The sequence below is a fragment of the Mesorhizobium sp. B2-8-5 genome, assembly GCF_006440675.2.
In the GTDB taxonomy this organism is placed as follows: Bacteria; Pseudomonadota; Alphaproteobacteria; order Rhizobiales; family Rhizobiaceae; genus Mesorhizobium.
In genome coordinates this window covers 2,425,443-2,446,678 of record NZ_CP083951.1, presented here as the reverse complement: position 1 = coordinate 2,446,678, position 21,236 = coordinate 2,425,443, and the positions used below count along the sequence as shown (strand labels likewise).

Here is a 21,236-nt window from a genome sequence, read left to right as displayed (position 1 = left end):
CGCGATCAGCACTGTCCGAGCGATTGCAGCGAGCGCAATCCGATCAGAACGGGTTCCAGGTCGGCCTTTCGGTGAGCTTCAGATAGCCGAGATTGACCCCGAGACGGGCACCTACGCCGGTGCGGATCGGCACAATCAGCACCCGGTTGCTCTGCAATACGTTGAAACCGACGCCCGCAATGACATAGGCGGAGCCGGCAACGCCGCCGAAGCGGTTATAAAGGCTGCTGATGTCGTCGAGGTTGTAGACAAGCATCATCACCCGCGATCCCTCGCCGCCGAAATCCCAGCCGAGCGACGGACCTTGCCAGAACACCTTATGGTCGCCAGCGTTCTTGGTGTAGAGCGTCCCTTCGCCATAGGTCAGGCCGCCGATCAGCGCGCCGGATCCTTCCTCGCCCAGCAGGTAGCCGTTGGGCAGGCCGTAGGAGGCAAAGATCTTCTCGACGACGGTGGCAAGGCCGCCGGACGTCTCGCCGAAGAATTTATGACCGGAATCGACGATCTCCTGAGCGGTGTATTGTTGGGCCCGTGACGCAGCGGTCGAAAGGACAAGAGCCCCCAGGAGCGTGATGGTCATGGCGAGGACACGGACGAACGTCCGGTCGTAGTATCGGGAAAACATGCTTCCAATCTCCGTCAGGGAGCACTTTCGCCGACGCCTCGCACCCCTGCGGCTCTTGCCGGCCGTTCGGGGTGGCTATCACGGGCAAACTATGCCGTAATCCTTTTTCAACCATTAAGCTCCCACACGAAGATGGCGGTTCGAAGGCTGCGCTTGCGCCCCGGCGGCGGGTTTCCCCTGCGAACACACCATTTTCGCTGTCGGCAATTTTGGATTTGTTGATGCGCGCTCAGGCCCTGTGTATTCAGAAAGCCTTGGAAAAGAGCGTGATTCGTGTGGACAGGCGCGAAAACGGTCGCTCGGCCATGAACAAATGACTTAAGCAGGGATTTCGCCGATGGCCGAGCTTTTCACTCTTTCCGCGCCAGATCTCGCTGCGCTGCTTTGCAGCCGTGTCTGCCACGACATCATTTCGCCGGTGGGCGCGATCAACAACGGCCTTGAGCTGCTCGACGAAGGCGGCGCCGACGAAGACGCCATGAAGCTCATTCGCCAGAGCGCCAAGAACGCCTCGGCGCGATTGCAGTTTGCCCGCATCGCCTTCGGCGCCGCGGGTTCCGCCGGCATGATGATCGACACCGGCGATGCCGAGGCCGTGGCCATCGCTTTCCTGAAGAACGAAAAGCCGGAACTGGTGTGGAACGGCCCCCGAGCGCTCTTGCCCAAGAACAAGGTCAAGCTGCTGCTTAACCTCATTCTCGTCGCCAACGCGGCCATACCGCGCGGCGGCAAGCTGGTGGTCACGCTGGAAAGTCTCGAAACCGAGCCGCGTTTTTCGCTGGCGGCCGGTGGCCCGATGCTGCGCGTGCCGCCGAAATTCCTCGAACTGCATTCCGGCCACAAGCCGGAGGAGCCGATCGACGCCCATTCGGTCCAGCCTTACTATACGCTGCTTCTGGCGCGCGAGGCCAATATGACGATCTCGATCCACGCGACCGCCGACGAGATCGTGTTGACGGCTGCATAAGAAAAGCCGAAGTATATTCGATTGCTAATATTTGTGCTGGCAGTGCAGGTCGAGCAATGCCGGCCGCAATGCATGTAACGGCGCTGCGCGTTAAAACGGCGCGAGACGCTCGTTTGGAAAAACTTTACCTAACGGCTTTTCGGCTTCTTTACCGGATTGGCCTATGGTGCTTTCCGGTTGCCGGAAGTTGCCGGTTCGGCAGATGGCAAAGAGGACCCCGGATATGAAGCGCTGCCTGTTCGTCGATGATTCGAGCGTCATCAGGAAGGTCGCAAAACGCATTCTTGGCGGCTCGGACATGATTGTCGTCGAGGCCTCGACCGGGGTCGAGGCTGCCGAGATTTGCGCCGGCGAGATGCCCGATGTCATCGTCATCGACGGTGGTCTTGCCGACATCCAGGCGGTCGACCTCATTCGCCGTATCCGCGCCATCGAAAGCTCTGCCCGGCCGCAGATCCTGATCTCGCTGGTTGAAGTCGATGTGGCTGCGATCATGCGCGCCAAGCGCGCCGGCGCCCAGGGCTATCTGCTGAAGCCCTTCAACCGTGCGCAACTGCTCGAAAGCTTCCGCGTCCTGAAGATAGCCGCCTGATTCGCCGAGACCGTTTTCAAACAAAAAACCCGGCCTGAGCCGGGTTTTCGTTCGAATCACTTGGATCGTTTACGCGCTGACGCGGATGTCTTCGGGCTCGCGCAGCACATAGCCGCGGCCCCAGACCGTCTCGATGTAGTTCTGGCCGCCGGACGCCGCGTCGAGTTTCTTGCGCAGCTTGCAGATGAAGACGTCGATGATCTTCAGCTCCGGCTCGTCCATGCCGCCATAGAGATGGTTGAGGAACATTTCCTTGGTGAGCGTGGTGCCCTTGCGCAGCGAGAGCAGCTCCAGCATCTGGTATTCCTTGCCGGTCAGGTGCACGCGCTGGCCGCCGACCTCGACCGTCTTGGCGTCGAGATTGACCACCAGGTCGCCCGTGGTGATGACCGACTGGGCATGGCCCTTGGAGCGGCGCACGATCGCATGGATGCGCGCCACCAGCTCGTCCTTGTGGAAGGGCTTGGTCATATAGTCGTCGGCGCCAAAGCCCAGGCCGCGCACCTTGTCCTCGATACCGGCCATGCCGGAGAGGATCAGGATCGGTGTCTTGACCTTGGAGAGGCGCAGCGTCCGCAGGACTTCATAGCCCGACATGTCGGGGAGATTGAGATCCAGAAGGATGATGTCGTAATCGTAGAGCTTGCCGAGATCGACACCTTCTTCGCCGAGATCGGTCGTATAGACGTTGAAGCTTTCCGATTTCAGCATCAGTTCGATGCTCTGTGCGGTTGCACTGTCATCTTCAATCAGCAGAACACGCATTTCATTCCCCTTTTCTGCTGCCGGACCGTGTCACGACCCGTCCGGGACCGGAGCAGTGATTGCCTGAACAGAAGGTGCCACCGATTGGTTAACAAATCCTAATTTCGTGTCATCCACGATACCAGATTTTTTAACCCCTTTCTACACCCACTTGAATCTAATAACGAATCACAGACCAAAATCGCTAATGCACCACATTAATAAGTCAGCCTAAGTGACTCCAGAGACTCGCTGGCCCGGGCTTCCCGCCGCAGCCGGAATTTTTACCCGGCCTTAAGTCCTCGCCCGTATGATTAACAATGCCCGTAAACGAATGGTTACCGTCGGCAAAAATCTTTAGGGCTTTGTTTCCCATAGCCCAGGGAAAGCCGGGGGAAACGGGCGGCGCTTGGGTCGTTCCGGGCGGACTGGGCGGTATTGCAGGTGTGCGTTTGCGGAGTATCGAATCATGAAGTCACGTGAAAACCTCGTTCGACTGAAGCAGTTTCAGGTGAATGAGAAGCGGCGCCAGCTCTTGCAGCTGGACATGATGATCGCCGAGTTCGAGCGCATGGCCGTAGAGCTGGAAGCGCAGATCATCGCCGAAGAGAAAAAAGCCGGCATCACCGACATCAACCATTTCGCCTATCCGACCTTCGCCAAGGCGGCTCGCCTGCGCCGCGACAATCTCAGGAACTCACAAAGCGACCTCGCCCAGCAGCGAAGCACCGCCGAATCATTACTCGGCGAAGCTGAAGCGGAGCTGTCCAAGGCGGAGATGCTGGAATCGCGAGACACCAAGATCCGCGAAACCGAAATTGGCGGCCGCAGCGCCATGATCGGCTGATCGCCTGGCATATTTGCAATCATGCCGGAGATATCTCCGGCATCTTCAGAACCGGCAATCGGCAGAAATCGGACTCGCCGTCTTCACGGCACAGCGCCCATCTCGCCATGATCGGCCGATGCCCGGGCCCGGGCATCCTTGATTTCCGGCGCATGCTCTTCCGCCCAGGAGCGTATCTGGCTGAGCAGCCCCGCCAGGTTCTGGCCAAGCTCCGTCAGCTCATACTCTACGCGCGGCGGGATGACCGCAAACACCTCGCGTCGCACGAGGCCGTCGCGCTCCAGCACGCGCAGCGTCTGCGTCAGCATCTTGGGCGTGATGCCTTCCAGCTTGCGCGCCAACTCGCCATTGCGCAGCCGCCCGCGCCGCAACGCGCAGACCGTGAGATAAACCCATTTGCTGGCCAGCATCTCCAGCACCGTATGCGACGGGCAGGTGCGTCGGAACGCGTCGTAGCCGAATGGCGATCTGTCTTCACTATCCATGAGGTACCTATATATAGAAAAGGTGCATACTCGACAATCGAATATTACTATCCAAATGATAGCGGCACATTCATCGAACAGGAGGCGTTCATGCGTGCCGTTATCCAGACTTCCGTCGGCGGACCCGAGGTCCTTTTCGTGGCCGAGCCGCCCGACCCGGCGCCCAGACCCGGTGAAGTGCTCGTCCGCGTCAAGGCGGCGGGCATCAACCCGGTCGACGGCGCCGTGCGCGGCGGTTTCTATCCGTTGCTTGGCGAACCGCCTTTCATCCTGGGCTGGGACATTTCGGGGACCGTCGCGGCGCTCGGCCCCGGAGTGACCGCCTTCAAGGTCGGCGACGAGGTGTTTGGCATGCCGCACTTCCCCAAACAGGCTGGAGCCTATGCCGAGCTCGCCGCGGCGCCGGCGGACGAGATCGCCGCGAAGCCCGCCGCCATCGACCATGAGCAGGCTGCGGCCTTGCCGCTGGCCGGACTGACGGCCTGGCAAGGCCTCGTGCGCCATGGCGGCCTGCAGGCCGGACAACGCGTGCTGGTTCACGCCGGCGCCGGCGGTGTCGGCCATCTGGCGGTCCAGATCGCCAAGGCGCGCGGCGCTTATGTCATCGCTACAGCCAGCCCGAACAAGCTCGACTTCGTCCGTTCGCTCGGCGCCGATGACGTCGTCGACTACACCAAAGGCAACTTCGTCGAACAGGTCGGCAATGTCGATCTTGTGCTCGACCCCATCGGCGGCGACCATGTCGGCGAGTCGCTGAAGGTGGTGCGTGATGGTGGCGTCCTGGTGTCGCTGCTCGACGTTCACGACGCCACCAGGGCGAAGGCCAAGGCGCGCGGTGTCCGCGTCGAGCGCATGTCCGTGGTGCCCGATCGCGAGGGCCTTGTCGAACTCGCCAGGCTGGTCGACGCCAAAAAGCTGATGCCGCACGTGGCCAAAGCTTTTCCGCTCGATCAGGCGGCGGCCGCCCATGCCTTCCTTGCGGCCCGACCCATCGGCAAGGTCGTGCTGACTGTTTGAGTGGAAGGCCGCTTCAAAAAGCGTAAGGGCGCGGTGTTCCGCGCCCTTACGTTTAATAGCTGTCTGGCCTAGTGGCGGTATTGCTGGATCCGCGTGGTGCGCAGCCCGGCAAGGCCGTATTCGTCGATCGATGCCTGCCAGGAGAGAAATTCTTCGGTTGTGAGCTTGTAGCGCTGGCAGGCTTCCTCAAGGCTGAGCAGGCCGCCGCGTACCGCGGCGACCACTTCCGCCTTGCGCCGGATAACCCAGCGCCGAGTGTTCGTCGGCGGCAGATCTGCAATCGTAAGAGGGCTGCCGTCAGGCCCAATAACATACTTGACTCTAGGTCTAACCAGATCGGTCATCGTACTCTCTACTAAAAACTCAAAGACCCAATCCCCGCCACAGTACCGCCACAGCTTTAAAAATTGCCTAAGCGAACCCTAATCACTAGGTAAGGATCATGAACGCCTGGTTAGGATTTCGTTTAGAATTTGAAACACCGGCCTCCAGGCCTTGGTTTTGCCGGTAGGCTCGTCTTGCGCCGCAAGCTGGCGCACACGTGGGGCTTGACCTATATTCCGGCCATTGGCATTGAGCGCCGCACAGTGAAAGCACCATGAACAGCCTCGATCTTCCCCGCCGCCCCGAAGAAACCCGCGTCGTCGTCGCGATGTCGGGCGGCGTCGATTCGTCTGTCGTCGCAGGCATTCTGAAGCGCGAAGGCTATGACGTCGTCGGCGTGACGCTGCAGCTTTACGACCACGGCGCGGCCACGCACCGTGCCGGTTCGTGCTGCGCCGGCCAGGACATCGACGATGCCCGCCGCGTTTCCGAGACGCTTGGCATCCCGCATTACGTGCTCGACTATGAGGAGCGTTTCCGCAAGGCGGTCATCGATCCGTTTGCCGAGAGCTATGTCGCCGGCGAGACGCCGATCCCTTGCGTGGCCTGCAACCAGACGGTGAAGTTCGCCGATCTTCTGGCCACCGCCCAGGATCTCGGCGCCGACGCCTTGGCCACTGGCCACTATATCCGTTCGCGCGCCAACGGCGCGCATCGCGCGCTCTACCGTCCGGTCGACGCCGACCGCGACCAGAGTTATTTCCTGTTCGCCACCACGCAGGCGCAGATCGATTATCTGCGCTTCCCGCTCGGCGGCCTGTCGAAGCCGCAGGTCCGCGCCATTGCCGAGGAGATGGGCCTAACTGTCGCCGCCAAGCAGGACAGCCAGGACATCTGCTTCGTGCCGCAGGGCAAGTATTCCGACATCATCGCCAAGCTGAAGCCGGCCGCCGCCAATCCGGGCGACATCGTGCATATCGACGGCCGCGTGCTCGGCCGCCACGAAGGCATTCTGCGCTACACGATCGGACAGCGTCGCGGCATCGGCATCGCGTCCGGCGAGCCGCTTTATGTCGTCCATCTCGACGCCGACCGGGCGCGCGTCATCGTCGGCCCGCGCGAGGCGCTGGAGACGCACAAGATCTATCTGCGCAACATGAACTGGCTGGGCGATGGACCGCTGTCGGACGTTCCGGCCGGCGGGATCGAGCTTTTCGCCAAGGTTCGCTCGACCAGGCCGCCGCGTCCGGCCGTGCTGCGTCACCGCGACGGCGTGACCTCCGTCGAACTGGCCGACGGCGAGTCCGGCATCGCGCCTGGCCAGGCCTGCGTGCTCTATTCCGACGACGGCAACGAGGCGCGGGTGCTCGGCGGCGGCTTCATCGAGCGCTCGGAACGAGGCGCGGAAGCCGAGGCTATGTTGTCCAGGCTTGCCGCAAGGCCCGCGCAGATCCCAGCCGAATAAGTTTCTTAGTCTTATCGCCGCCGTTTCCGGACGCTTCAGGCGGACGAACCGGTGTGGATCACCGTGCCGGCGGTCAGGATGCGCAGCACTCTGATCGCTTCCTCGCCATCGGTGCGCGGCTCGGCGCGAGTCTCGATGCACTGCATGAAATGGGCAAGCTCGCGCGTCAGCGGCATGCCCTCGCCAACCGGCACGTAGGCAGGCTCATTGGCGGTGAAGGCCCACTGGCCGCTGTCCTGCCAGACCGCGTGTCGGTAGACGGCAAGTTTGCGCTCCCAGGGCTCGACGTCGTCGAACACCGCCATCGCCTTGGTGCCGACGACCGTCAGCCGCCGCTCGCGATAGGGATTGAGGCGCGAGGCGAAGAGATGGCTGCGCAGGCCGTTCGGGAAGCGCATGTGCAAATGGGCGAAGTCGCTGAGATTGTCGAGCAGCGCCGCCCCCTCGCCCCTCACCTCGATCGGCTCGGTGCCGGTGATGGCGAGGATCATCGACAAATCGTGGGGCGCAAGGTCCCACAACGCATCGTTTTCAGTATGGAACTTGCCGAGGCCGAGCCGGTGCGAGTGGATATAGCGCACTTCGCCGAGCTCGCCATTGTCGATCAGCGCCTTCAGTGTCTCGAAAGCCGGATGGAAGCGCAGCACATGGCCGACCATGAACACGCGGCCATTGTCTTTGGCCGCCTTCACCGCGCGCTCTGCATCCGTGACCGTCAGCGCGATCGGCTTTTCCACCAGCACGTCCTTGCCGCTTTCGACCGCGCGCACCGCGGTGTCGGCATGGAATTGCGGCGGCAACGCCATGACGATGGCGTCGATATCCGTTCGCTCGAACAGTCTGTCCGGCTCGATCGCCAGGCAGTCCTGCTCGCTGGCGAAACCTTCGGCGCGGGCGCGGTTGACGTCGGAAACGGCATGGAGCGCGCCAAGCGCCTTGAGGGTGCGGATATGGTTGCTGCCCCAGTATCCGCAACCGAGGACGGCGATGCGCGGCTTCATTCGCTCAAACTCTAGAATTTCATGGCCGAGACATAGCGACGTGCCCCGCCGAACTCAACCCCGGGACATGCCTTGAGTATCTGTCCGGCAAAGCTTTTCTGGGATGAGATTATGCCGGCCGGATTATGCCGGCATGTCGGCCGCTTCGAAGCTTGACACGCTCACCCTCCCAACCTTATATCCGCGCGACCTTGGCGAACGCCTTGAAACACCCATCCATCCAGGACGGTTTTTCGGGCCATTTGCCACCCTGGCGGGGTAGCTCAGTTGGTTAGAGCACGGGAATCATAATCCTGGGGTCGGGGGTTCAAGTCCCTCTCCCGCTACCACCATTCCCCCCACTCCTTTGACACCGTGGGGGAAGGCACCCTCGCCCAAGAGGGCCGTTAGCCGCCCAGCGATTTCGACTTCAACCCCGCCGATCCTCGACGGATCTCGAAACACCGTGACGGTCTCGATCAGGTCCCGCATCGCCTCTGCAGATTCGGAATCACCGCTAGCAATGCCCTTGGCAAGCCCTGCCTGAAGCTGGTTCAGTTGTTCCTCGTAGCGTGCCAGCACCGCAGGATGCAGCGCGATCACTCCGGCCGCGGTGGGCACCTGATCCAACTCTGCCAAAATGGACTTACGCTCTTCATGCAGCATTGTTGATTGCGGTCCCAGTACGGCTGGGTCGCCGTGGCCCTTGGCAATAGCGTTGACCAGCCGCTCGATCTCCCGAGATAGTTCTCCAAGCCGTCGCTCCAAACGAGTGCGCCTGGCATCGGTGTCGGCTGCCAAGCGCTTCCGTTCTTCGTGGTACGTCTGGACGTACTGGGCAATCACTTCAGGGTGGCGCAGCTCGGTGGTAAGCCCGTTCAGAACTGCAGCTTCGACGGTATCCAAATAAAAGGTCTTAGGATCAGCGCATGTTCCGCTTTCTGTCGCAGCGGAACAGCGGATACGAACGCGCTTGGAATTGTCCATGCCTTTTGACGACATTCCCGCACCACAGGCACCGCACCTCAGAAGCCCCGCCAACATATGCCGTGGTCGGCGCTGATGGCTTGGATGGGTGATTGCGCGCGCCTTCTTCCGCGCGTGTGCTGCGTCGAACAGGTCGGGCGAAACAATGGCAAGATCGGGAACTTCAACTATCCGCCATTCACCTTTGGGATTCGGACGCGAGACACGTTTCCCTGTATCAGGATCCTTGATCATCCTGACCCTGTTCCAGATCAAGCGGCCTGCATAAAGCTCATTGTGAAGGAGCCCCGTCCCTCTCTGCCCATTTCCATTGATAGTAGAGGCATTCCAGGCTCGCCCACGAGGCGGCGGTATGCGGTCTCTATTTAGATTGTGGGCGATATCACGCGGTGTCTGTCCGTCGACGTACTCCTTGAAAACACGCCGCACGATATCCGCTTCCTCCTCCATGATAAGGCGCTTTCCAGGGTCGCCCAGCACGTACGAGTAGCCGTAAGTCAATCCACCGGCATGGAGTCCCTTGCTGATTCGGCCCGCTTGGCCTCTCCGAACCTTGTGAGCGATGTCCTCTCGATAGAGTTGCCCAACGAGACCGCGAAGCCCGACCAAGACCGTGTTCACCACGCCCTCGTGGACAGCACGAATTTCGATGCCAAGAAATGAAAGGCGCTTGTGAATGCCCGCAAGGTCTTCCATGTCGCGAGAAAGGCGATCAAGTGCCTCCACGACGAGCACATCAAATTCGTGCTCACGAGCTTTGTCCATCAGTTGTAACAAACCGTCACGGCCCATGACGGAGCCGCCGGAGCGAGCTCGGTCTTCGAACGTTGCGACAACGTTCAACCCCTCACGCTCGGCATACGTCCGGCATAGCGCGAGTTGGTCGTCTATCGATCGCTCATTCTGAAGATCGGTTGAGAAGCGTGCGTAGATCGCGGTTCGATTCATGATGTATCTTGTCGGCCTGTTCACCCTCGTGATCTTCGCGGGCCGCTTGGCGCGCGAGAGCGCTTGCAAGGCGCAGAATCGCTCTGTCAGGCACTTGGCGCAAGACCCGTTTGTGCGATTTCACAACCACTGCGGGTAGCGCTCGCTATGGGTCAGGAATAGCGCCAGTTGTGCTCCTGCGGAAAATAGCAGTCCAGAGGATGCGTGGCCTTCTTCAATCCTGCCGAGATCATGATCTTGGTCCATGCCTCGCAAGATATGCTCGTGCTGGAGCCGGGATAGACGTCAGATCGATCGGTCGCAGAAAGGGATAGTAAGGCGTGTTATTCGGAAATCCGCTAGCCTGATCGATTGCTCTCCGTTTTCAGCCTTGTTGGCAAAATCGTAGGTTCAAATCACGGACGCCAAGCCACTGAAACCGACATTCGCTGGTCGTCGACTTTTGACCGTGGCCGTGGACTCCGAGATGGCGCAGATACCCGGAAGTCGCCACCGATTCCTGGTTTATGAACGACTGCCAAACCGAATGCGTACCGCGTTATCGCCGCATTCCAGCTTCACCAATCGTCTCCGCTAGCCTCCAGGGACCGGCCTCCCAATGAATGTTCGAGATGACTGGACTGGGGCCGTAAGAAGACTGTCCGGTCTAACACATGGGCAGAAAACGGACGATTCTGTCTATCTCTCCTGACAGATTTTCGGGTCAGCGGCGATCCGGTTGAAGGCGAATTCGGCAAGCATGGAACTCTCCCTCAAAAGCTCCTCGTACGCAGACCGCATTTTGCTCCTCCTGCCAATTGAGAACAAGCATGTGCTAATGTACCGTGCCGGGCTGGAGGGGCCCTCAATGCTCAAGGCACGACAGAAGCCAAAGAAGGTCTATCCGAACCGCCGACCGCTTCGGAGTGGATGGCCGACGCCTCTACAGCGCCTATGATGCCGCAGCTATAGCGCGACGGCCTCGGCAGATATGGGTCAAGCGCATTCGACTTGCCGCCATCATGCTCGCCCTCATCGCCGCGATCGCCGTCGTCGGCGCGTTGGTGCTACACTAGGCTTTCGTTCGCTTCGGCGGGATGCGAAGTGACCAGCCTGACCGCGGACAGCTTGACCGTGATCCCAAGATCCTTGCTGCTGATCCCGCTTCCCTACTCGACAACCGCAACGGACTGCGCAGCCGGAATGTCCTTCATCCCAAGGCTGGAGCAATTCTGGTTTATGGACGTGTTGCCTGACCACTGAATGGTGTCGGCAACGACTTGGGTGCAGCCGTTCTTTCCCGAGAAATTGCCGAGATAGTTGACCTGCTGGCGAGGGAAATAAATCGCGCCGGTCAACAGGGAGGCAGCGTTCCCGTTGAAGTTGCTCGATGCCGAATTGCCCGTTCTATCGCCATAAAATAGCACCCCCGAATACGTCCCCGACGTTGGCGCGCTCAGCGTGACTGTGGCGTTGCCGTTGATGGTCACCGTCGAACTACCCTCCATGAAGATAGTCACTCCGCTGCCCGAGACGGTCGTGTTGCCGTTGATCTTCAGGTTGCCCTGGACGACATAGACACCTGGAGAAAGCGTGACATTGCCCTTGGGGCTCATTCCGCTGCAGTAAGTCCCTGGGCTGAGCGTCGGCGCGCTATCGCTCAGGCATTGCCCTGAGGCTGCTGGTGTCGGCAGGCCGGCATACGGATCGGGCGCGGGCAGTGCTTGAGTAACCGGAGCCGGGCAGATCGTAGTCACTGGATTGCTCAGCGAGACGCCGCCGGTCGACATCAGGCAGTCGGCCTGCAATGCCGCCGATCCCTGAAGCTTGATCGCGTCTGAAGCGTCCGAGTCGGCCATGATCGAACAGCCGGTGAGCTTGAGGCTGCTGTTTCCCGAGAACAGCGCCGCCTTCGAGGCGGTCGCATTCAGCGCCAGCACACAAGCCTTTGACGAGCTCTTGATCAGTGCAACTGACCTCGCCTGCTCGGGTACTTTGCCCCGGGTGAAGATCGAGGTGAATATCCGGTCGAGGTTCTGGCTGACCATCACCTCGACTGCGTTCTTGGCGGTGTTCGCACCCGATTTCGGCGGGATATTCACGACGATGGTGCCCGTGCCGAGGCCATTGTCGGAAGCCGCCTGGACCGCCGCTGCCGTGATCGTCTGCGTGTTCGATCCTGCGACCTTCTCAAGGGCGCCGGCATAGGCCGCTGCGTCTGCGATCGCCTGCAGCTTTAGGCTTGAATAGTACCAATAGGACGTCTCGACGCCTAGCCCTGCGCCGCCGACGACGATCGGCAAGGTGAGCGCGAATATGGTGGCGACGTTCCCGCCCGCCTCACGGCGGATTTTCCGCATTGAGTCCCAAATGCGCGCTTTGGTTACCATCATGTATTAGTAGGCTCGCATATGTGAAGGAAAAGCTAATGATGCGCGGGCCTGCAGTGTCTTGCCTTGACGCCGGAGCAGCGGAAGGGCTGGACGCCTTGTCCGTGACCTTGCGAATAAGTCGTGACCTATGCATCATGTCGCGCACGCATCTAGCGAGGCGCGAAATGCTGGCACGTTGCCCTTTTACAGAAGTCGAGATCGCAGGCATCGGCACATATCGCCTGCCCAATGTGTGGCGACTCCGACGCATCAAGCGCCTTCGCGGCGATGCCCGGCACATCGCGCGCCTGGCGCTCGGCTCCGTCATGGCCTTTGCCCGGACGACCGGCACCGACATTAACGCGCCGCCCAACTGATGCCATCAAAATTGACATCGAGCGCGATCGGCCTCGCCTTGTTGATCGCATCGCGAATTTCCTTGGCTAAAGCGGCCACGTTGATCGATGCGATGCGGGACGTTCGTAGCTTCGCGGCGCGACAGTTCGACACCCATTTTTCCCCCGCGCATGATCAAGTCTCAACTTCAGGCTGGTGGCAAGTTTGAACAGCGTCCGGCAACGCCCTAAAGGGCAAGACGTTGCTCGCACCGCCGGCCGCACCGCATACCGCTGAGGAAATCGCCAAGATGACGACGAACAGCACCACCATATGAGTCTTGTAAGCGGTGACGAGGCAATTCGCGAGATGGTTGAACGTTAGGTCATACGTACGGGACTGTGGCTTTCTGGCCATCGTTCCAAGAGACTGGTATGCGGCAGTTGCCGCAATTCGTCGTCCCGGTCGCTACGTTCGCTTATGAACGGCGGCAAAGTTTGCCTCTACGACCGAGAAGAGGCGCAAAGCGGCCGATTCGCGTGACCGGTTCTAGACTAGCGTGCCACGACACTTCCCTGACCGGCCTCTATGAGGGGGCACGACTACCAGTGCAGCACACTCTTTGCCACCCGCCTCACCAGCTTCATGTGGATCAAAGGTCACTCGCGCCTCTCGAAACGCAAAAGCCGCCCCGGTTAGACCGCAGGGGAATCGCATATGGCGTTTTTTGGGTTGAGTTTAGGCTGAGAAAGGATTCTTTGGAGAGGCAGTTGAGCGAAGGAGCGACTGCCATTTCCTGCCTTGAGAGCTACTTTGGCGCGGTGCCTGATCCCCGCGCGCCCAACGCCACGCACCGGCTTGGCGACCTGATCGTGATGATGATCGCGGCAAGCCTGTGCGGTGCCAGTAATGCGACGGAATTTGCCTTGTTCGCACAGGAGCGCAAGCAAGCGCTGTCGCGGCTGATCGACTATGACGCAGCTCCCAGCCACGACACTTTCTCGCGGCTGCTGCGCCTGCTCGACCCGGAGGCCTTCGGTCGCGCTTTTGCCGCCTTTGCCGCCGCTTTCGCCCGAGCCAGCCGAGAGACGCCCGAGGTGGTATCGCTTGACGGCAAGGCTTTGCGGCGGGCCTACGAGAAGGGCTTGGCAGCCAGTCCGCCGTTGACGGTGTCGGCCTTCGCAGCCGAGACCCGGCTGTGCCTGGCGGCAGTCTCGCCGAGTGATGGTGAGAACGAAGTCGAGGCCGCGCTCAAAGTCGTCGAACTCATTGATCTTACGGGCAGATTGGTCACCGCCGACGCGCTCCACTGTCATACCCGAATGGCTGCGGCCATTACCCAAAGAGGTGGCGATTACCTGCTTGCGCTGAAGGGCAACCGGCGTCATTGGCTGCGCCGTGCCAACTTGAAACTGGCCGACGCGACCCCTTCCATTGCCGAGCGGACCGAGACCAGCCACGGCCGCAACGAATGGCGGCAAGCCGAGATCGTGGCGGCGGCCGAGCCGCTGATGCCTGGTCACCTGGCCTTCATCCGCATCACCAGCCGACGCGATCAGGCCAAGCCGTTGATGCGCCTGTTCATGGCCTCCACGCTCATGTCGCCTCAGCAGGCGCTCGACCTCACTAGAGCTCATTGGCAGATCGAGAACGGCCTGCATTGGATGCTCGATGTCCATCTTGATGAGGATCTCAGCCGGGCCCGCAAGGACAATGCTCCCGCCAACACAGCCCTTCTCAATCGCCTCGCTAGAAACATCCTTCAGGCCGCCGATGCTGCCAAAGTCCCCATCAGCCATCGCATCAAGAAATGCGCCTGGAACGACGACTATCTCATCAATGCAATCACTCATATGCGATAGCCCTGGGTTAGACCGGGACGGTTATTGATTTATGATAAAATTGGTTGCGGGGACCTGCAGCCCCTTTTGTCATAAGATCGACAGGCTTTTGATTTTGGTCAGGATTAGCGAATTCGAGGATGCCGAACAGCTCGCGGCGTAGCTCGGCATGGACCTCCCCGCGCTTGTCGCCGGGAGTGAGGACGATCTCTCCGATCAACGAGCGCAGTGCCTCGGCGGCTGGACGTCCGTCCTCGGGGTCGGCGAGCGCTTGCGTAAACTGCTCTACCCGCCTGCGGTAGAGAGTGGCGGTGCTGGGATGCAGGTCAGGCACGTCAGTGGGCGCCACGCCAGACGCTCGGCGGTCTCCGCCTTCTGCCTCTCCAGGTCTTCCATTCTCGCTTTCATCGAAGGTTGGTAAGCCCATCCTCGATCGCGGCCATGATCCCCGCAATGGCGCGCTCGATCTTGTCGAGTGCCTTACGGTCTTGTTCACGTTGCGCGCGACGCTCTTGGTTGAGGCGGTTGGCCGTGTTCGCCGCGAAGTGGTTCGCCATGCCGAATGCAGGAAGCATCCGCCAGGACCAGCCGGGCGGGAAAGTGAAAACCTGAGTCGCCGTTGCGGCGGGTCGGGCGGGACCAGATAAGGCTGTAGCTCTCCCCGTCCTCGCCCTCTACAAGGTTGGCGTAGATGGGGCCCGTGAACGAGGGATCGTCGAGCTTGAAGCCCAGGTACGGACGTCCCTCGTTGGACTGCTTGTTCCAGGCTGCGCCGATCTCGGCTCGGCCAACGAAGAGCCGGTGGGTCGGAGCATTCTCGCCGCTGGCGCGGCTGTCGGGGACGACGCGAAAGTTCTTGGCCTGGACCGAAAGAGTGACGATTACACCGGTGAACTCGTTGGTGCCAGTCTTCTTGAAGGTGCCGACGGTGGCCATGGTAGTTCTCCTTGGTTCTGCTCGAGCCCGCACCATGCGGCTTCGATGGCGATCGTCCGAAGGCGATCGACGGCGCACCCGAAGGGGGCTGACGGCAAAGGAGGAACTATCTTGCTGCGCGAGGAATCCCGGCTTCTTGGCCGGGAGGGGAAGATGGTTTCGACGACGCTGTTGCGCTGTTGCGCTCATCCGACTCATGAGCGCGCTGGATGACGTGGCGCGTGCCAAGCTGATTGAGCCACCTTCGCTCCAACCCAACGACGCGGCGTTGCTGGCTGCTGATTTCTACCGATCCCTTCTGGTCGAAAAGATAGTCGACGTATTTTCCGCGGCCATAGCCGGCGCATAGTCGTTGGCCAAGTGCGTCGCCCAGCGACTCGCGCGATCTGTTTGAGGCGCGGAAATGCCGGTCCGCGGGGAAGACGGAGCGGATTCGGGTGGTTGCGGGATGTCATTTCAGTACCGGCGCTGCTTAGCTAGGAACTAGCGCCACCGCGAAGGGTCTTGAGTACGCGATCGGCCTTCGCTTCGGGGACGGCTATACCTCGGAAAACCGCACGGTCTCGGTTCCCTAACGCGATAAGCCCCGCGCCTAGACTAGACGCGTTAAACTGCTCGATCATCCTGCACTGTCGTCCCGACGGCCTTCCAGTCGCCGCGCTGTGTGCCCGGCTGAAGCAGGACCCGACGACCCGCCCTATTCTGCTTGTCGCCCTGATCGCACCGGGCGCCGAAGACCAGCATATCGCACTAGCCGACCGACCTCGGACACCACAGCGTCTGAAGGGCTCGCGAGCCCGGCGGAATCTTCGCCCCGCTCACGCCCTGTCCGGCTTACCACTACCACCCTCTATCCTCGGCCACCCTGACCAGACCAGCTCAGACATCGCGGCCGGGTGGGAGCACCGCGCGGCCGCTGGTAAAATGCGGATCAAGCGTTTCAAAGCTACACAGCTCTCGTGCTTAGCTGTTGTCTTGACGACATTTCGGGCGGACACCATTTCACGTTTCCTGGAATCGCTTGTCGCCGCCATGAGGGTGCGGTCCGGGCGCTTGCGCACCGCGCTCAAGCCAAATGCCTGTGCAGGAAGATGCGGGCGTGTCCGCCGACCCCGAAATCAACCCTGCCGAACTCCTGGTAGCCATGTCTGGTGTAGAAACCCGGCGCTTGGAAGCTGCTCGTCTCCACCACCGCCCCGCTGCAGCCACGGCGCTTTGCCTCCGCTTCGACCAAGGCGAGGAGCCGCGTGCCGTGGGATTGCCCCCGCAAATGCTCGGGCAGGAAAAACATGTCGAGGAAGAGAAGGCCCATTTCCGTCCGCCCCCACAGGCCGCCTAACACCTTTCCGGCGTCGTCGCACAGCTCGGCTCCAATGGCGGCACGGTCGTCCACGGCCGTTGCCGCAACGTTGTAGCGATAGAGCGCATCCGCCGCCTGCGCCTTTGCATCGGCTTGCGCCGACAGCCTTATGTTTAATCCTTGAATGGAACCGCTCCGCTTGGTGCAATCCCAATGAACCTTGGCGAGGCTCAAGCGTTCCCCGGGTATGGATGAAAACCTGTTCGTCTTCGGTACGCTGAAGAGGGGATTTCCGCTGCACGAGGGCTTTGCGGCGCCTCCTACCCGGCAACCGGGTTGAAATGGCGGTGCTCCAATCAATCATGCAAGTAGCAAACTCGTCAATGCCGAGCTTTGTTTGCAATCCAAACATCATCGCCGTTTGAATTTATGAGTTCACGGCCTAGCACGCGCCCGTGAAGCGCCGCGGACTTCTGCCAGTGGCGCCTGTCGTCGCGTCATTTCCTTTTGGCCGGTATCGCCGGCCTTTGTCTTGCCGGTTGTTCACAAAAGGAGGCCGGGGCGCCGGCGGCGCCACGAACGGCCCGCGTGGTGGTGGTCACGCCGCCCTACAAGTTCGTGCTGGTGACGTAAGGCGCCGGCCGCCTCCAATCGCGCTATGTTAGCCAGGTTGGCTTCGAGGTTGGGGGCGGCTCGTCTCATGCGATGCCGACGCCGGCGCAACGGTCAAGAAGGGCCAGAAGCTCGCGGAACTCAGCGCCGTCGATTACCAGAACAAGGTCACCGCCACCGCGGCGGACCTCGACGCGGCCAAGGCCGCGCTTGCTCAGGCTGCCGCGCAGGAAGACAGGTTTCGGCTCCTCCTCGGCAAGGGCTTCGCCACGCATTCGCAGTATGATGATGCACTGAAGTCACTGCGGAGCGCGCAAGCTCAGGTTCAGGCGGTTGAGGCCAATCTGCGCGCATCGCACAGCACCAACTCGCCTATACGGAGCTCAAAGCGCTGGACGACGGCATTGTGACCGCGACCAGGGCAGACCCCGGCCAGGTGGTGGCCCGGGCGATTTGTCGATGGACCAAACCGCTCCGGCATCGGCAAGGGCGGCTTGGCGGTGCCGAAGAACGAAGGCGGCGTCCAGCAGGCGCAACTGCGCTATCCGTTGAATTTTCAGGCAATGTCGCCAACCAGCGGCGGCTCACCCAGACCGACCTAAAGGATGAACACTCGGCCACGCTGCCAGCAGTTCTCGGGTATAGGCATCGCGCGGCGACTGGAACAGAGACGCGGCCTCGCCGATCTCCACCACCCTGCCGGCCCGCATCACGACGGCGTTCTCGGCGATCAGCCATATCACTGCCAGATTGTGGCTGATGACGACAAGCGTGATGTTCTGCACGCGCCTGATGTCCTGCAACAGGTTGAGCAGGTCGCCCTGGACGGAAACGTCAAGGCCGGCGGTCGGCTCGTCCGCGTGGATGGAAGGCTTCATCAAAAGGGCGCGCACTATCGCCACCCGCCTCGCCTGCCCGCCGCTGATCTCATGCGGATATTTGTCGATGATACTGTCCGGCAGGCCGAGTCGCTTCAGGATGACAAGCAGACGCTCATGCGTCGCCACATGCGGTTCCTTCAACACAGTGCCGGCCTCGTTCATCAGTGTGCGGATGCGGCTGCGTGGCGACAACGAGGCGGCTGGATCCTGGCAGATCGGTTGGACAATGAGGGCGCGCTGCTTGAGCGCGGCACGCCCCTGCTGCAACGGCGTGTGTCAAGGATGCGGATTTCGCCAGCGTCCAGTCGCTGCAGGCCGAGCACGGCACGCGTCAGCGTCGTCTTGCCGGATCCGGATTCGCCGACGATGCCGAAGCATGTACCCCGCGGGATCGAAATCGAGACGCCGTCCAACGCCACCGTCTGGCCGAAGCGCAACCGTGCATCATGAACCGCGATCGCATCGGTCATGGCGTCACCAGCCGAAAGCAGCGGGCGCCATGCGCCGCGTTTCCGAGCGATCCCTCTCACTTCACGGCCGCGTTGCCGAAGGCGCGCCGCAAGGGGCGCATCTTTGTGGACTATTTGCGTAACCAGCGTGGGCGACCGCGATCATGCCGTACAGCGCAAGGTCCCGACCGGGCGCTCCGATCGCGGCGCTGATCACCTGGGCGGAGATGAAGACGATAGATGCGCCCTCGCATTTCCATGTCGGCGACGCTGCTGAATTAAAGAAACGCGCAGCCAGCAAATCCCTGGCGGGGTGGGACCGAGCTGACCAATCGTTGCCAGATCTGTAGCCCCATTCCGCGAAAGGCAGCAAGACTGGATTAGGGGCGTCGCTGCCTTGGCCTGAATGGAACCTGCGAAGATTGGCCCCGTTTGCCTCGACCATGGCAAAAACCGATCCGCGGACAGTCGCCAGCCTCTTAAGGGAATATGCACATCGCACGTCACTGCGCGGGGACAATCCCTATCGCACCAAGGCTTACTTGCGCGCGGCCGATAGTCTGGCTGCGTTGTCGCAGCCGCTCGATCGGCTCATCGCCGCAGGCGCCCTCACCAGGATTCCGGGAATCGGTGACGCAATCGCAGACATTGTGCGCAAGCTCCATGAAACGGGCACGCATCCACGCCTTGAGAAGCTGCGCGAGGAGGTGCCAGCAGGTGTGATGGAGCTTTTTGCCGTGCCTGGGCTTCGGCCCGACAAGATCCTGAAACTTCATCGGGCGCTCGGCGTGAACTCGTTGGCTGAGCTCGAAGCCGCAGCAAAGGCAGATCGCATCCGGCCACTTAAAGGCCTCGGTGCTTCGCTTCAGACAAAGATTCTGCAGAACCTGGCTATAGCGCGAAGCGGCGAAACACAGCTTCACCTGCATAAGGCCGCCGCTCTCCTCGAGCATGCAGTTGTATCCGTGAAGCAAGAGCATCCGGAGTTTTCGCGCGTGGAAATCGCCGGTGATTTCCGGCGCGGTTGCGAACTTGTTGCCGACCTCGCGCTGGTAGCGCTGGGAAAGCAGCCGATCGAAATCGAGCAGTCCACCCTCAGGCTTGTCGTCACGGACAAGAAGCACTTTGGCGCGAGCTTACTCGAAGCAACCGGTTCGGCGGCCCATCTTGAGCAGTTGAAGATGTATGCGACCGAGAGGGGGTTCGCCCTCAGACCCGATGGGCTCTACCGCGGGAAAAAGCTGATCGCATCAGCGACAGAGGAGGAAATCTACGAAGCGTTGGACCTGCAGTTCATTGAACCCGAACTACGCGAAGGCAGGGACGAGATTGAGGAGGCAGCGAGGCGGCACCTCCCTACTCTCGTCCGGGATGAAGATCTGCATGGCATCCTGCATTCTCACACGACCGCATCCGATGGCACCGAGACGCTTGAGGCAATGGCTGAAGCGACCCGCAAGCGTGGGTTCGAGTACTATGGTGTCGCCGACCATTCACAGTCGGCCCACTACGCGGGTGGGCTCTCATCGCAGGAGGTTGCCGAACAGCACCGCGAAGCCGATCGGTTGAACACGAACTACGGTGGAGAATTCCATATCCTGAAGGGCATCGAGGCAGACATCCTAGCCGACGGCTCGCTTGACTATCCGGATCACGTCTTGAAGCAGTTTGATTTTGTTGTGGCGAGCGTGCACAGCCGCTTCAAGTTGCCTAAGCAAGAGCAAACGGATCGTATCATCCAGGCAATCGCGAACCCTCTGACGACAATCATCGGGCACATGACCGGTCGCCAGTTGTTGCGTCGCCCCGGCTATGAGCTTGACATCGACAAGGTCCTCAGAGCGTGCGCGAGATATGGCGTCGCTGTCGAAATCAACGCGCATCCGTGGCGGCTCGATCTCGACTGGCGGTGGCATCAAAAGGCACTCGACTACGGCTGCATCTTCAGCATCAATCCGGACGCTCATTCAATCCGCGAACTCGACCACATGCATTGGGGTGTCGAGATGGCCCGCAAGGGAGGTGTCCCCAGGACGCGCGTTCTCAATGCGATGGGTTTGGCGGCTCTGCTTGCGCACCTTTCAAAGCGCAAGTGCACGTCCAAGACCGGCGGCAAGCGCCGCTCGCCTGCGCGGAAAGCTATCGCATGAGGCTCGAGTTCCTGTCGGCAGAACAGGCAACGGGTCTCGGACGGGCCGCCGCCGGTATGGTTCCCTAGCGCGCCGTCAACGCCAGCAAGGAACCTCATAACGCACTCTTTCCTGTGGCGGTCAACATGCCCTTCGCAGGTCAAGTGAGAACATGCAGAGACCCTCTGCCTCTCAGCGTTTAGACCGGCGTTTTACGTTTTGGATGCCGAGGAACTTTCCCCGTGGACCAAGTTCGGGATTGTCTTCGTTGGGGGAGGTAAACCCGTGCAAGGTCGAAAGCTCGTAAACGGCCGCGCTTGTCAATCAGATCGATGCGGTTCGGTGCATCGGCTCCAAGCCGAACTGGAAATCCTGGCGTTCTGGAATGAGTGAACGCTAATAAAGGCGCGTCTTGTCCGG

The 21,236-nt window shown here is 60.9% G+C and carries 22 protein-coding genes, 1 tRNA gene and 1 pseudogene; 11 read left to right on the top strand and 13 right to left on the bottom strand.

The features are described from left to right. Nucleotides 1-43 precede the first annotated feature (43 nt). Entirely contained in the window at nt 44-625 is a 582-nt protein-coding gene (locus FJ430_RS11930) for a DUF1134 domain-containing protein (RefSeq protein ID WP_140645676.1), read from the bottom strand. A gap of 337 nt (nt 626-962) precedes the next feature. Here FJ430_RS11930 and chpT point away from each other — a divergent pair, with 337 nt between their 5' ends. Beyond that, nucleotides 963-1,592, top strand: a complete 630-nt coding sequence (chpT, locus tag FJ430_RS11925) for a histidine phosphotransferase ChpT (RefSeq protein ID WP_140645675.1) — start codon at nt 963-965, stop codon at nt 1,590-1,592. 223 nt (nt 1,593-1,815) lie between these two features. Continuing rightward, nucleotides 1,816-2,184, top strand: coding sequence for a response regulator (locus FJ430_RS11920; RefSeq protein WP_140645773.1), 369 nt, complete (start codon nt 1,816-1,818; stop codon nt 2,182-2,184). Nucleotides 2,185-2,253: 69 nt separating this feature from the next. On the opposite strand, the gene ctrA is transcribed toward FJ430_RS11920, so the two are convergent. Then, nucleotides 2,254-2,949, bottom strand: a complete 696-nt coding sequence (gene ctrA, locus FJ430_RS11915) for a response regulator transcription factor CtrA (protein ID WP_006203583.1) — start codon at nt 2,947-2,949, stop codon at nt 2,254-2,256. Between the two features lie 448 nt (nt 2,950-3,397). Here ctrA and FJ430_RS11910 point away from each other — a divergent pair, with 448 nt between their 5' ends. Further along, complete coding sequence (locus FJ430_RS11910; protein ID WP_140645772.1) at nt 3,398-3,775, top strand: flagellar export protein FliJ; 378 nt, start codon at nt 3,398-3,400, stop codon at nt 3,773-3,775. An 83-nt stretch (nt 3,776-3,858) separates the two neighbouring features. Here FJ430_RS11910 and FJ430_RS11905 read toward each other — a convergent pair whose 3' ends face one another. Further along, nucleotides 3,859-4,260 carry a winged helix-turn-helix transcriptional regulator gene (locus tag FJ430_RS11905; RefSeq protein WP_140653233.1) on the bottom strand — a complete coding sequence of 134 codons (402 nt, stop codon included), beginning with the start codon at nt 4,258-4,260 and terminating at the stop codon, nt 3,859-3,861. Between the two features lie 90 nt (nt 4,261-4,350). Between FJ430_RS11905 and FJ430_RS11900 the strand changes: the two genes are divergently transcribed. Further along, nucleotides 4,351-5,277: an NADP-dependent oxidoreductase gene (locus tag FJ430_RS11900; RefSeq protein ID WP_140704047.1), complete on the top strand. Its 927-nt coding sequence runs from the start codon at nt 4,351-4,353 to the stop codon at nt 5,275-5,277. Between the two features lie 68 nt (nt 5,278-5,345). Here the strand turns inward: FJ430_RS11900 and FJ430_RS11895 are convergent, their stop codons facing one another. Next, nucleotides 5,346-5,621, bottom strand: a complete 276-nt coding sequence (locus FJ430_RS11895) for a DUF1153 domain-containing protein (protein ID WP_006203587.1) — start codon at nt 5,619-5,621, stop codon at nt 5,346-5,348. A 254-nt stretch (nt 5,622-5,875) separates the two neighbouring features. Here FJ430_RS11895 and mnmA point away from each other — a divergent pair, with 254 nt between their 5' ends. Then, nucleotides 5,876-7,066, top strand: a complete 1,191-nt coding sequence (gene mnmA / locus FJ430_RS11890) for a tRNA 2-thiouridine(34) synthase MnmA (RefSeq protein WP_140704050.1) — start codon at nt 5,876-5,878, stop codon at nt 7,064-7,066. A gap of 35 nt (nt 7,067-7,101) precedes the next feature. Here mnmA and FJ430_RS11885 read toward each other — a convergent pair whose 3' ends face one another. Beyond that, the gene (locus FJ430_RS11885) at nt 7,102-8,067 is read right to left on the bottom strand and encodes a Gfo/Idh/MocA family protein (RefSeq protein WP_140645671.1); all 966 of its coding nucleotides are present in this window, start codon (nt 8,065-8,067) and stop codon (nt 7,102-7,104) included. Between the two features lie 252 nt (nt 8,068-8,319). Here FJ430_RS11885 and FJ430_RS11880 point away from each other — a divergent pair. After that, nucleotides 8,320-8,396, top strand: a tRNA-Met gene (locus FJ430_RS11880). Here the strand turns inward: FJ430_RS11880 and FJ430_RS11875 are convergent. Both FJ430_RS11875 and FJ430_RS11870 read right to left on the bottom strand, forming a co-directional pair. Next, nucleotides 8,353-9,981, bottom strand: a complete 1,629-nt coding sequence (locus tag FJ430_RS11875) for a recombinase family protein (RefSeq protein WP_140704335.1) — start codon at nt 9,979-9,981, stop codon at nt 8,353-8,355. The genes FJ430_RS11880 and FJ430_RS11875 overlap by 44 nt on opposite strands. A gap of 1,148 nt (nt 9,982-11,129) precedes the next feature. Next, nucleotides 11,130-12,353, bottom strand: a complete 1,224-nt coding sequence (locus FJ430_RS11870; protein WP_140659861.1) for a pilus assembly protein TadG-related protein — start codon at nt 12,351-12,353, stop codon at nt 11,130-11,132. 164 nt (nt 12,354-12,517) lie between these two features. Between FJ430_RS11870 and FJ430_RS11865 the strand changes: the two genes are divergently transcribed. Further along, nucleotides 12,518-12,709, top strand: a complete 192-nt coding sequence (locus FJ430_RS11865) for a hypothetical protein (protein WP_140704055.1) — start codon at nt 12,518-12,520, stop codon at nt 12,707-12,709. 729 nt (nt 12,710-13,438) lie between these two features. After that, complete coding sequence (locus tag FJ430_RS11860; RefSeq protein WP_226891885.1) at nt 13,439-14,530, top strand: ISAs1 family transposase; 1,092 nt, start codon at nt 13,439-13,441, stop codon at nt 14,528-14,530. A 7-nt stretch (nt 14,531-14,537) separates the two neighbouring features. Here FJ430_RS11860 and FJ430_RS11855 read toward each other — a convergent pair whose 3' ends face one another. Together FJ430_RS11855 and FJ430_RS11850 are read right to left on the bottom strand one after the other, a co-directional pair. Continuing rightward, nucleotides 14,538-14,843, bottom strand: a complete 306-nt coding sequence (locus FJ430_RS11855) for a hypothetical protein (RefSeq protein WP_181175603.1) — start codon at nt 14,841-14,843, stop codon at nt 14,538-14,540. 278 nt (nt 14,844-15,121) lie between these two features. Then, nucleotides 15,122-15,445 (bottom strand): annotated as a pseudogene (locus tag FJ430_RS11850) (DUF736 domain-containing protein); the annotation flags it as partial. Between the two features lie 196 nt (nt 15,446-15,641). Between FJ430_RS11850 and FJ430_RS11845 the strand changes: the two are divergent. Beyond that, nucleotides 15,642-15,794: a hypothetical protein gene (locus FJ430_RS11845; protein WP_181175602.1), complete on the top strand. Its 153-nt coding sequence runs from the start codon at nt 15,642-15,644 to the stop codon at nt 15,792-15,794. Between the two features lie 717 nt (nt 15,795-16,511). Here FJ430_RS11845 and FJ430_RS11840 read toward each other — a convergent pair. The 4 genes from FJ430_RS11840 to FJ430_RS31605 all read right to left on the bottom strand — a co-directional run bounded on the left by FJ430_RS11840 (nt 16,512) and on the right by FJ430_RS31605 (nt 18,708). Then, a complete protein-coding gene (locus tag FJ430_RS11840) occupies nt 16,512-16,979 on the bottom strand; it encodes a GNAT family N-acetyltransferase (protein WP_226892167.1) in 468 nt (155 codons plus the stop codon). A 464-nt stretch (nt 16,980-17,443) separates the two neighbouring features. Further along, entirely contained in the window at nt 17,444-17,632 is a 189-nt protein-coding gene (locus tag FJ430_RS11835; RefSeq protein ID WP_181175601.1) for a hypothetical protein, read from the bottom strand. Nucleotides 17,633-17,941: 309 nt separating this feature from the next. Further along, nucleotides 17,942-18,430 carry an ATP-binding cassette domain-containing protein gene (locus FJ430_RS31610; RefSeq protein WP_140711039.1) on the bottom strand — a complete coding sequence of 163 codons (489 nt, stop codon included), beginning with the start codon at nt 18,428-18,430 and terminating at the stop codon, nt 17,942-17,944. Next, the gene (locus FJ430_RS31605) at nt 18,400-18,708 is read right to left on the bottom strand and encodes an ATP-binding cassette domain-containing protein (protein WP_140645664.1); all 309 of its coding nucleotides are present in this window, start codon (nt 18,706-18,708) and stop codon (nt 18,400-18,402) included. Before FJ430_RS31605 ends, FJ430_RS31610 begins: the two co-directional genes overlap by 31 nt. Before the next feature lie 143 nt (nt 18,709-18,851). Here FJ430_RS31605 and FJ430_RS31750 point away from each other — a divergent pair, with 143 nt between their 5' ends. Beyond that, a complete protein-coding gene (locus FJ430_RS31750; protein WP_413467844.1) occupies nt 18,852-19,037 on the top strand; it encodes a hypothetical protein in 186 nt (61 codons plus the stop codon). 93 nt (nt 19,038-19,130) lie between these two features. Further along, nucleotides 19,131-20,837, top strand: coding sequence for a DNA polymerase/3'-5' exonuclease PolX (locus FJ430_RS11825; protein WP_140711038.1), 1,707 nt, complete (start codon nt 19,131-19,133; stop codon nt 20,835-20,837). The last annotated feature ends 399 nt before the right edge of the window (nt 20,838-21,236 follow it).

Bases quoted from the DNA above. Each gene is read 5' to 3' on its own strand.
- FJ430_RS11930 (WP_140645676.1), bottom strand. From the start codon at position 625: ATGTTTTCCCGATACTACGACCGGACGTTCGTCCGTGTCCTCGCCATG.
- chpT (WP_140645675.1), top strand. From the start codon at position 963: ATGGCCGAGCTTTTCACTCTTTCCGCGCCAGATCTCGCTGCGCTGCTT.
- FJ430_RS11920 (WP_140645773.1), top strand. From the start codon at position 1,816: ATGAAGCGCTGCCTGTTCGTCGATGATTCGAGCGTCATCAGGAAGGTC.
- ctrA (WP_006203583.1), bottom strand. From the start codon at position 2,949: ATGCGTGTTCTGCTGATTGAAGATGACAGTGCAACCGCACAGAGCATC.
- FJ430_RS11910 (WP_140645772.1), top strand. From the start codon at position 3,398: ATGAAGTCACGTGAAAACCTCGTTCGACTGAAGCAGTTTCAGGTGAAT.
- FJ430_RS11905 (WP_140653233.1), bottom strand. From the start codon at position 4,260: ATGGATAGTGAAGACAGATCGCCATTCGGCTACGACGCGTTCCGACGC.
- FJ430_RS11900 (WP_140704047.1), top strand. From the start codon at position 4,351: ATGCGTGCCGTTATCCAGACTTCCGTCGGCGGACCCGAGGTCCTTTTC.
- FJ430_RS11895 (WP_006203587.1), bottom strand. From the start codon at position 5,621: ATGACCGATCTGGTTAGACCTAGAGTCAAGTATGTTATTGGGCCTGAC.
- mnmA (WP_140704050.1), top strand. From the start codon at position 5,876: ATGAACAGCCTCGATCTTCCCCGCCGCCCCGAAGAAACCCGCGTCGTC.
- FJ430_RS11885 (WP_140645671.1), bottom strand. From the start codon at position 8,067: ATGAAGCCGCGCATCGCCGTCCTCGGTTGCGGATACTGGGGCAGCAAC.
- FJ430_RS11875 (WP_140704335.1), bottom strand. From the start codon at position 9,981: ATGAATCGAACCGCGATCTACGCACGCTTCTCAACCGATCTTCAGAAT.
- FJ430_RS11870 (WP_140659861.1), bottom strand. From the start codon at position 12,353: ATGATGGTAACCAAAGCGCGCATTTGGGACTCAATGCGGAAAATCCGC.
- FJ430_RS11865 (WP_140704055.1), top strand. From the start codon at position 12,518: ATGCTGGCACGTTGCCCTTTTACAGAAGTCGAGATCGCAGGCATCGGC.
- FJ430_RS11845 (WP_181175602.1), top strand. From the start codon at position 15,642: ATGAGCGCGCTGGATGACGTGGCGCGTGCCAAGCTGATTGAGCCACCT.
- FJ430_RS11835 (WP_181175601.1), bottom strand. From the start codon at position 17,632: ATGCGTGGCGAAGCCCTTGCCGAGGAGGAGCCGAAACCTGTCTTCCTG.
- FJ430_RS31605 (WP_140645664.1), bottom strand. From the start codon at position 18,708: ATGACCGATGCGATCGCGGTTCATGATGCACGGTTGCGCTTCGGCCAG.
- FJ430_RS31750 (WP_413467844.1), top strand. From the start codon at position 18,852: ATGCCGTACAGCGCAAGGTCCCGACCGGGCGCTCCGATCGCGGCGCTG.
- FJ430_RS11825 (WP_140711038.1), top strand. From the start codon at position 19,131: ATGGCAAAAACCGATCCGCGGACAGTCGCCAGCCTCTTAAGGGAATAT.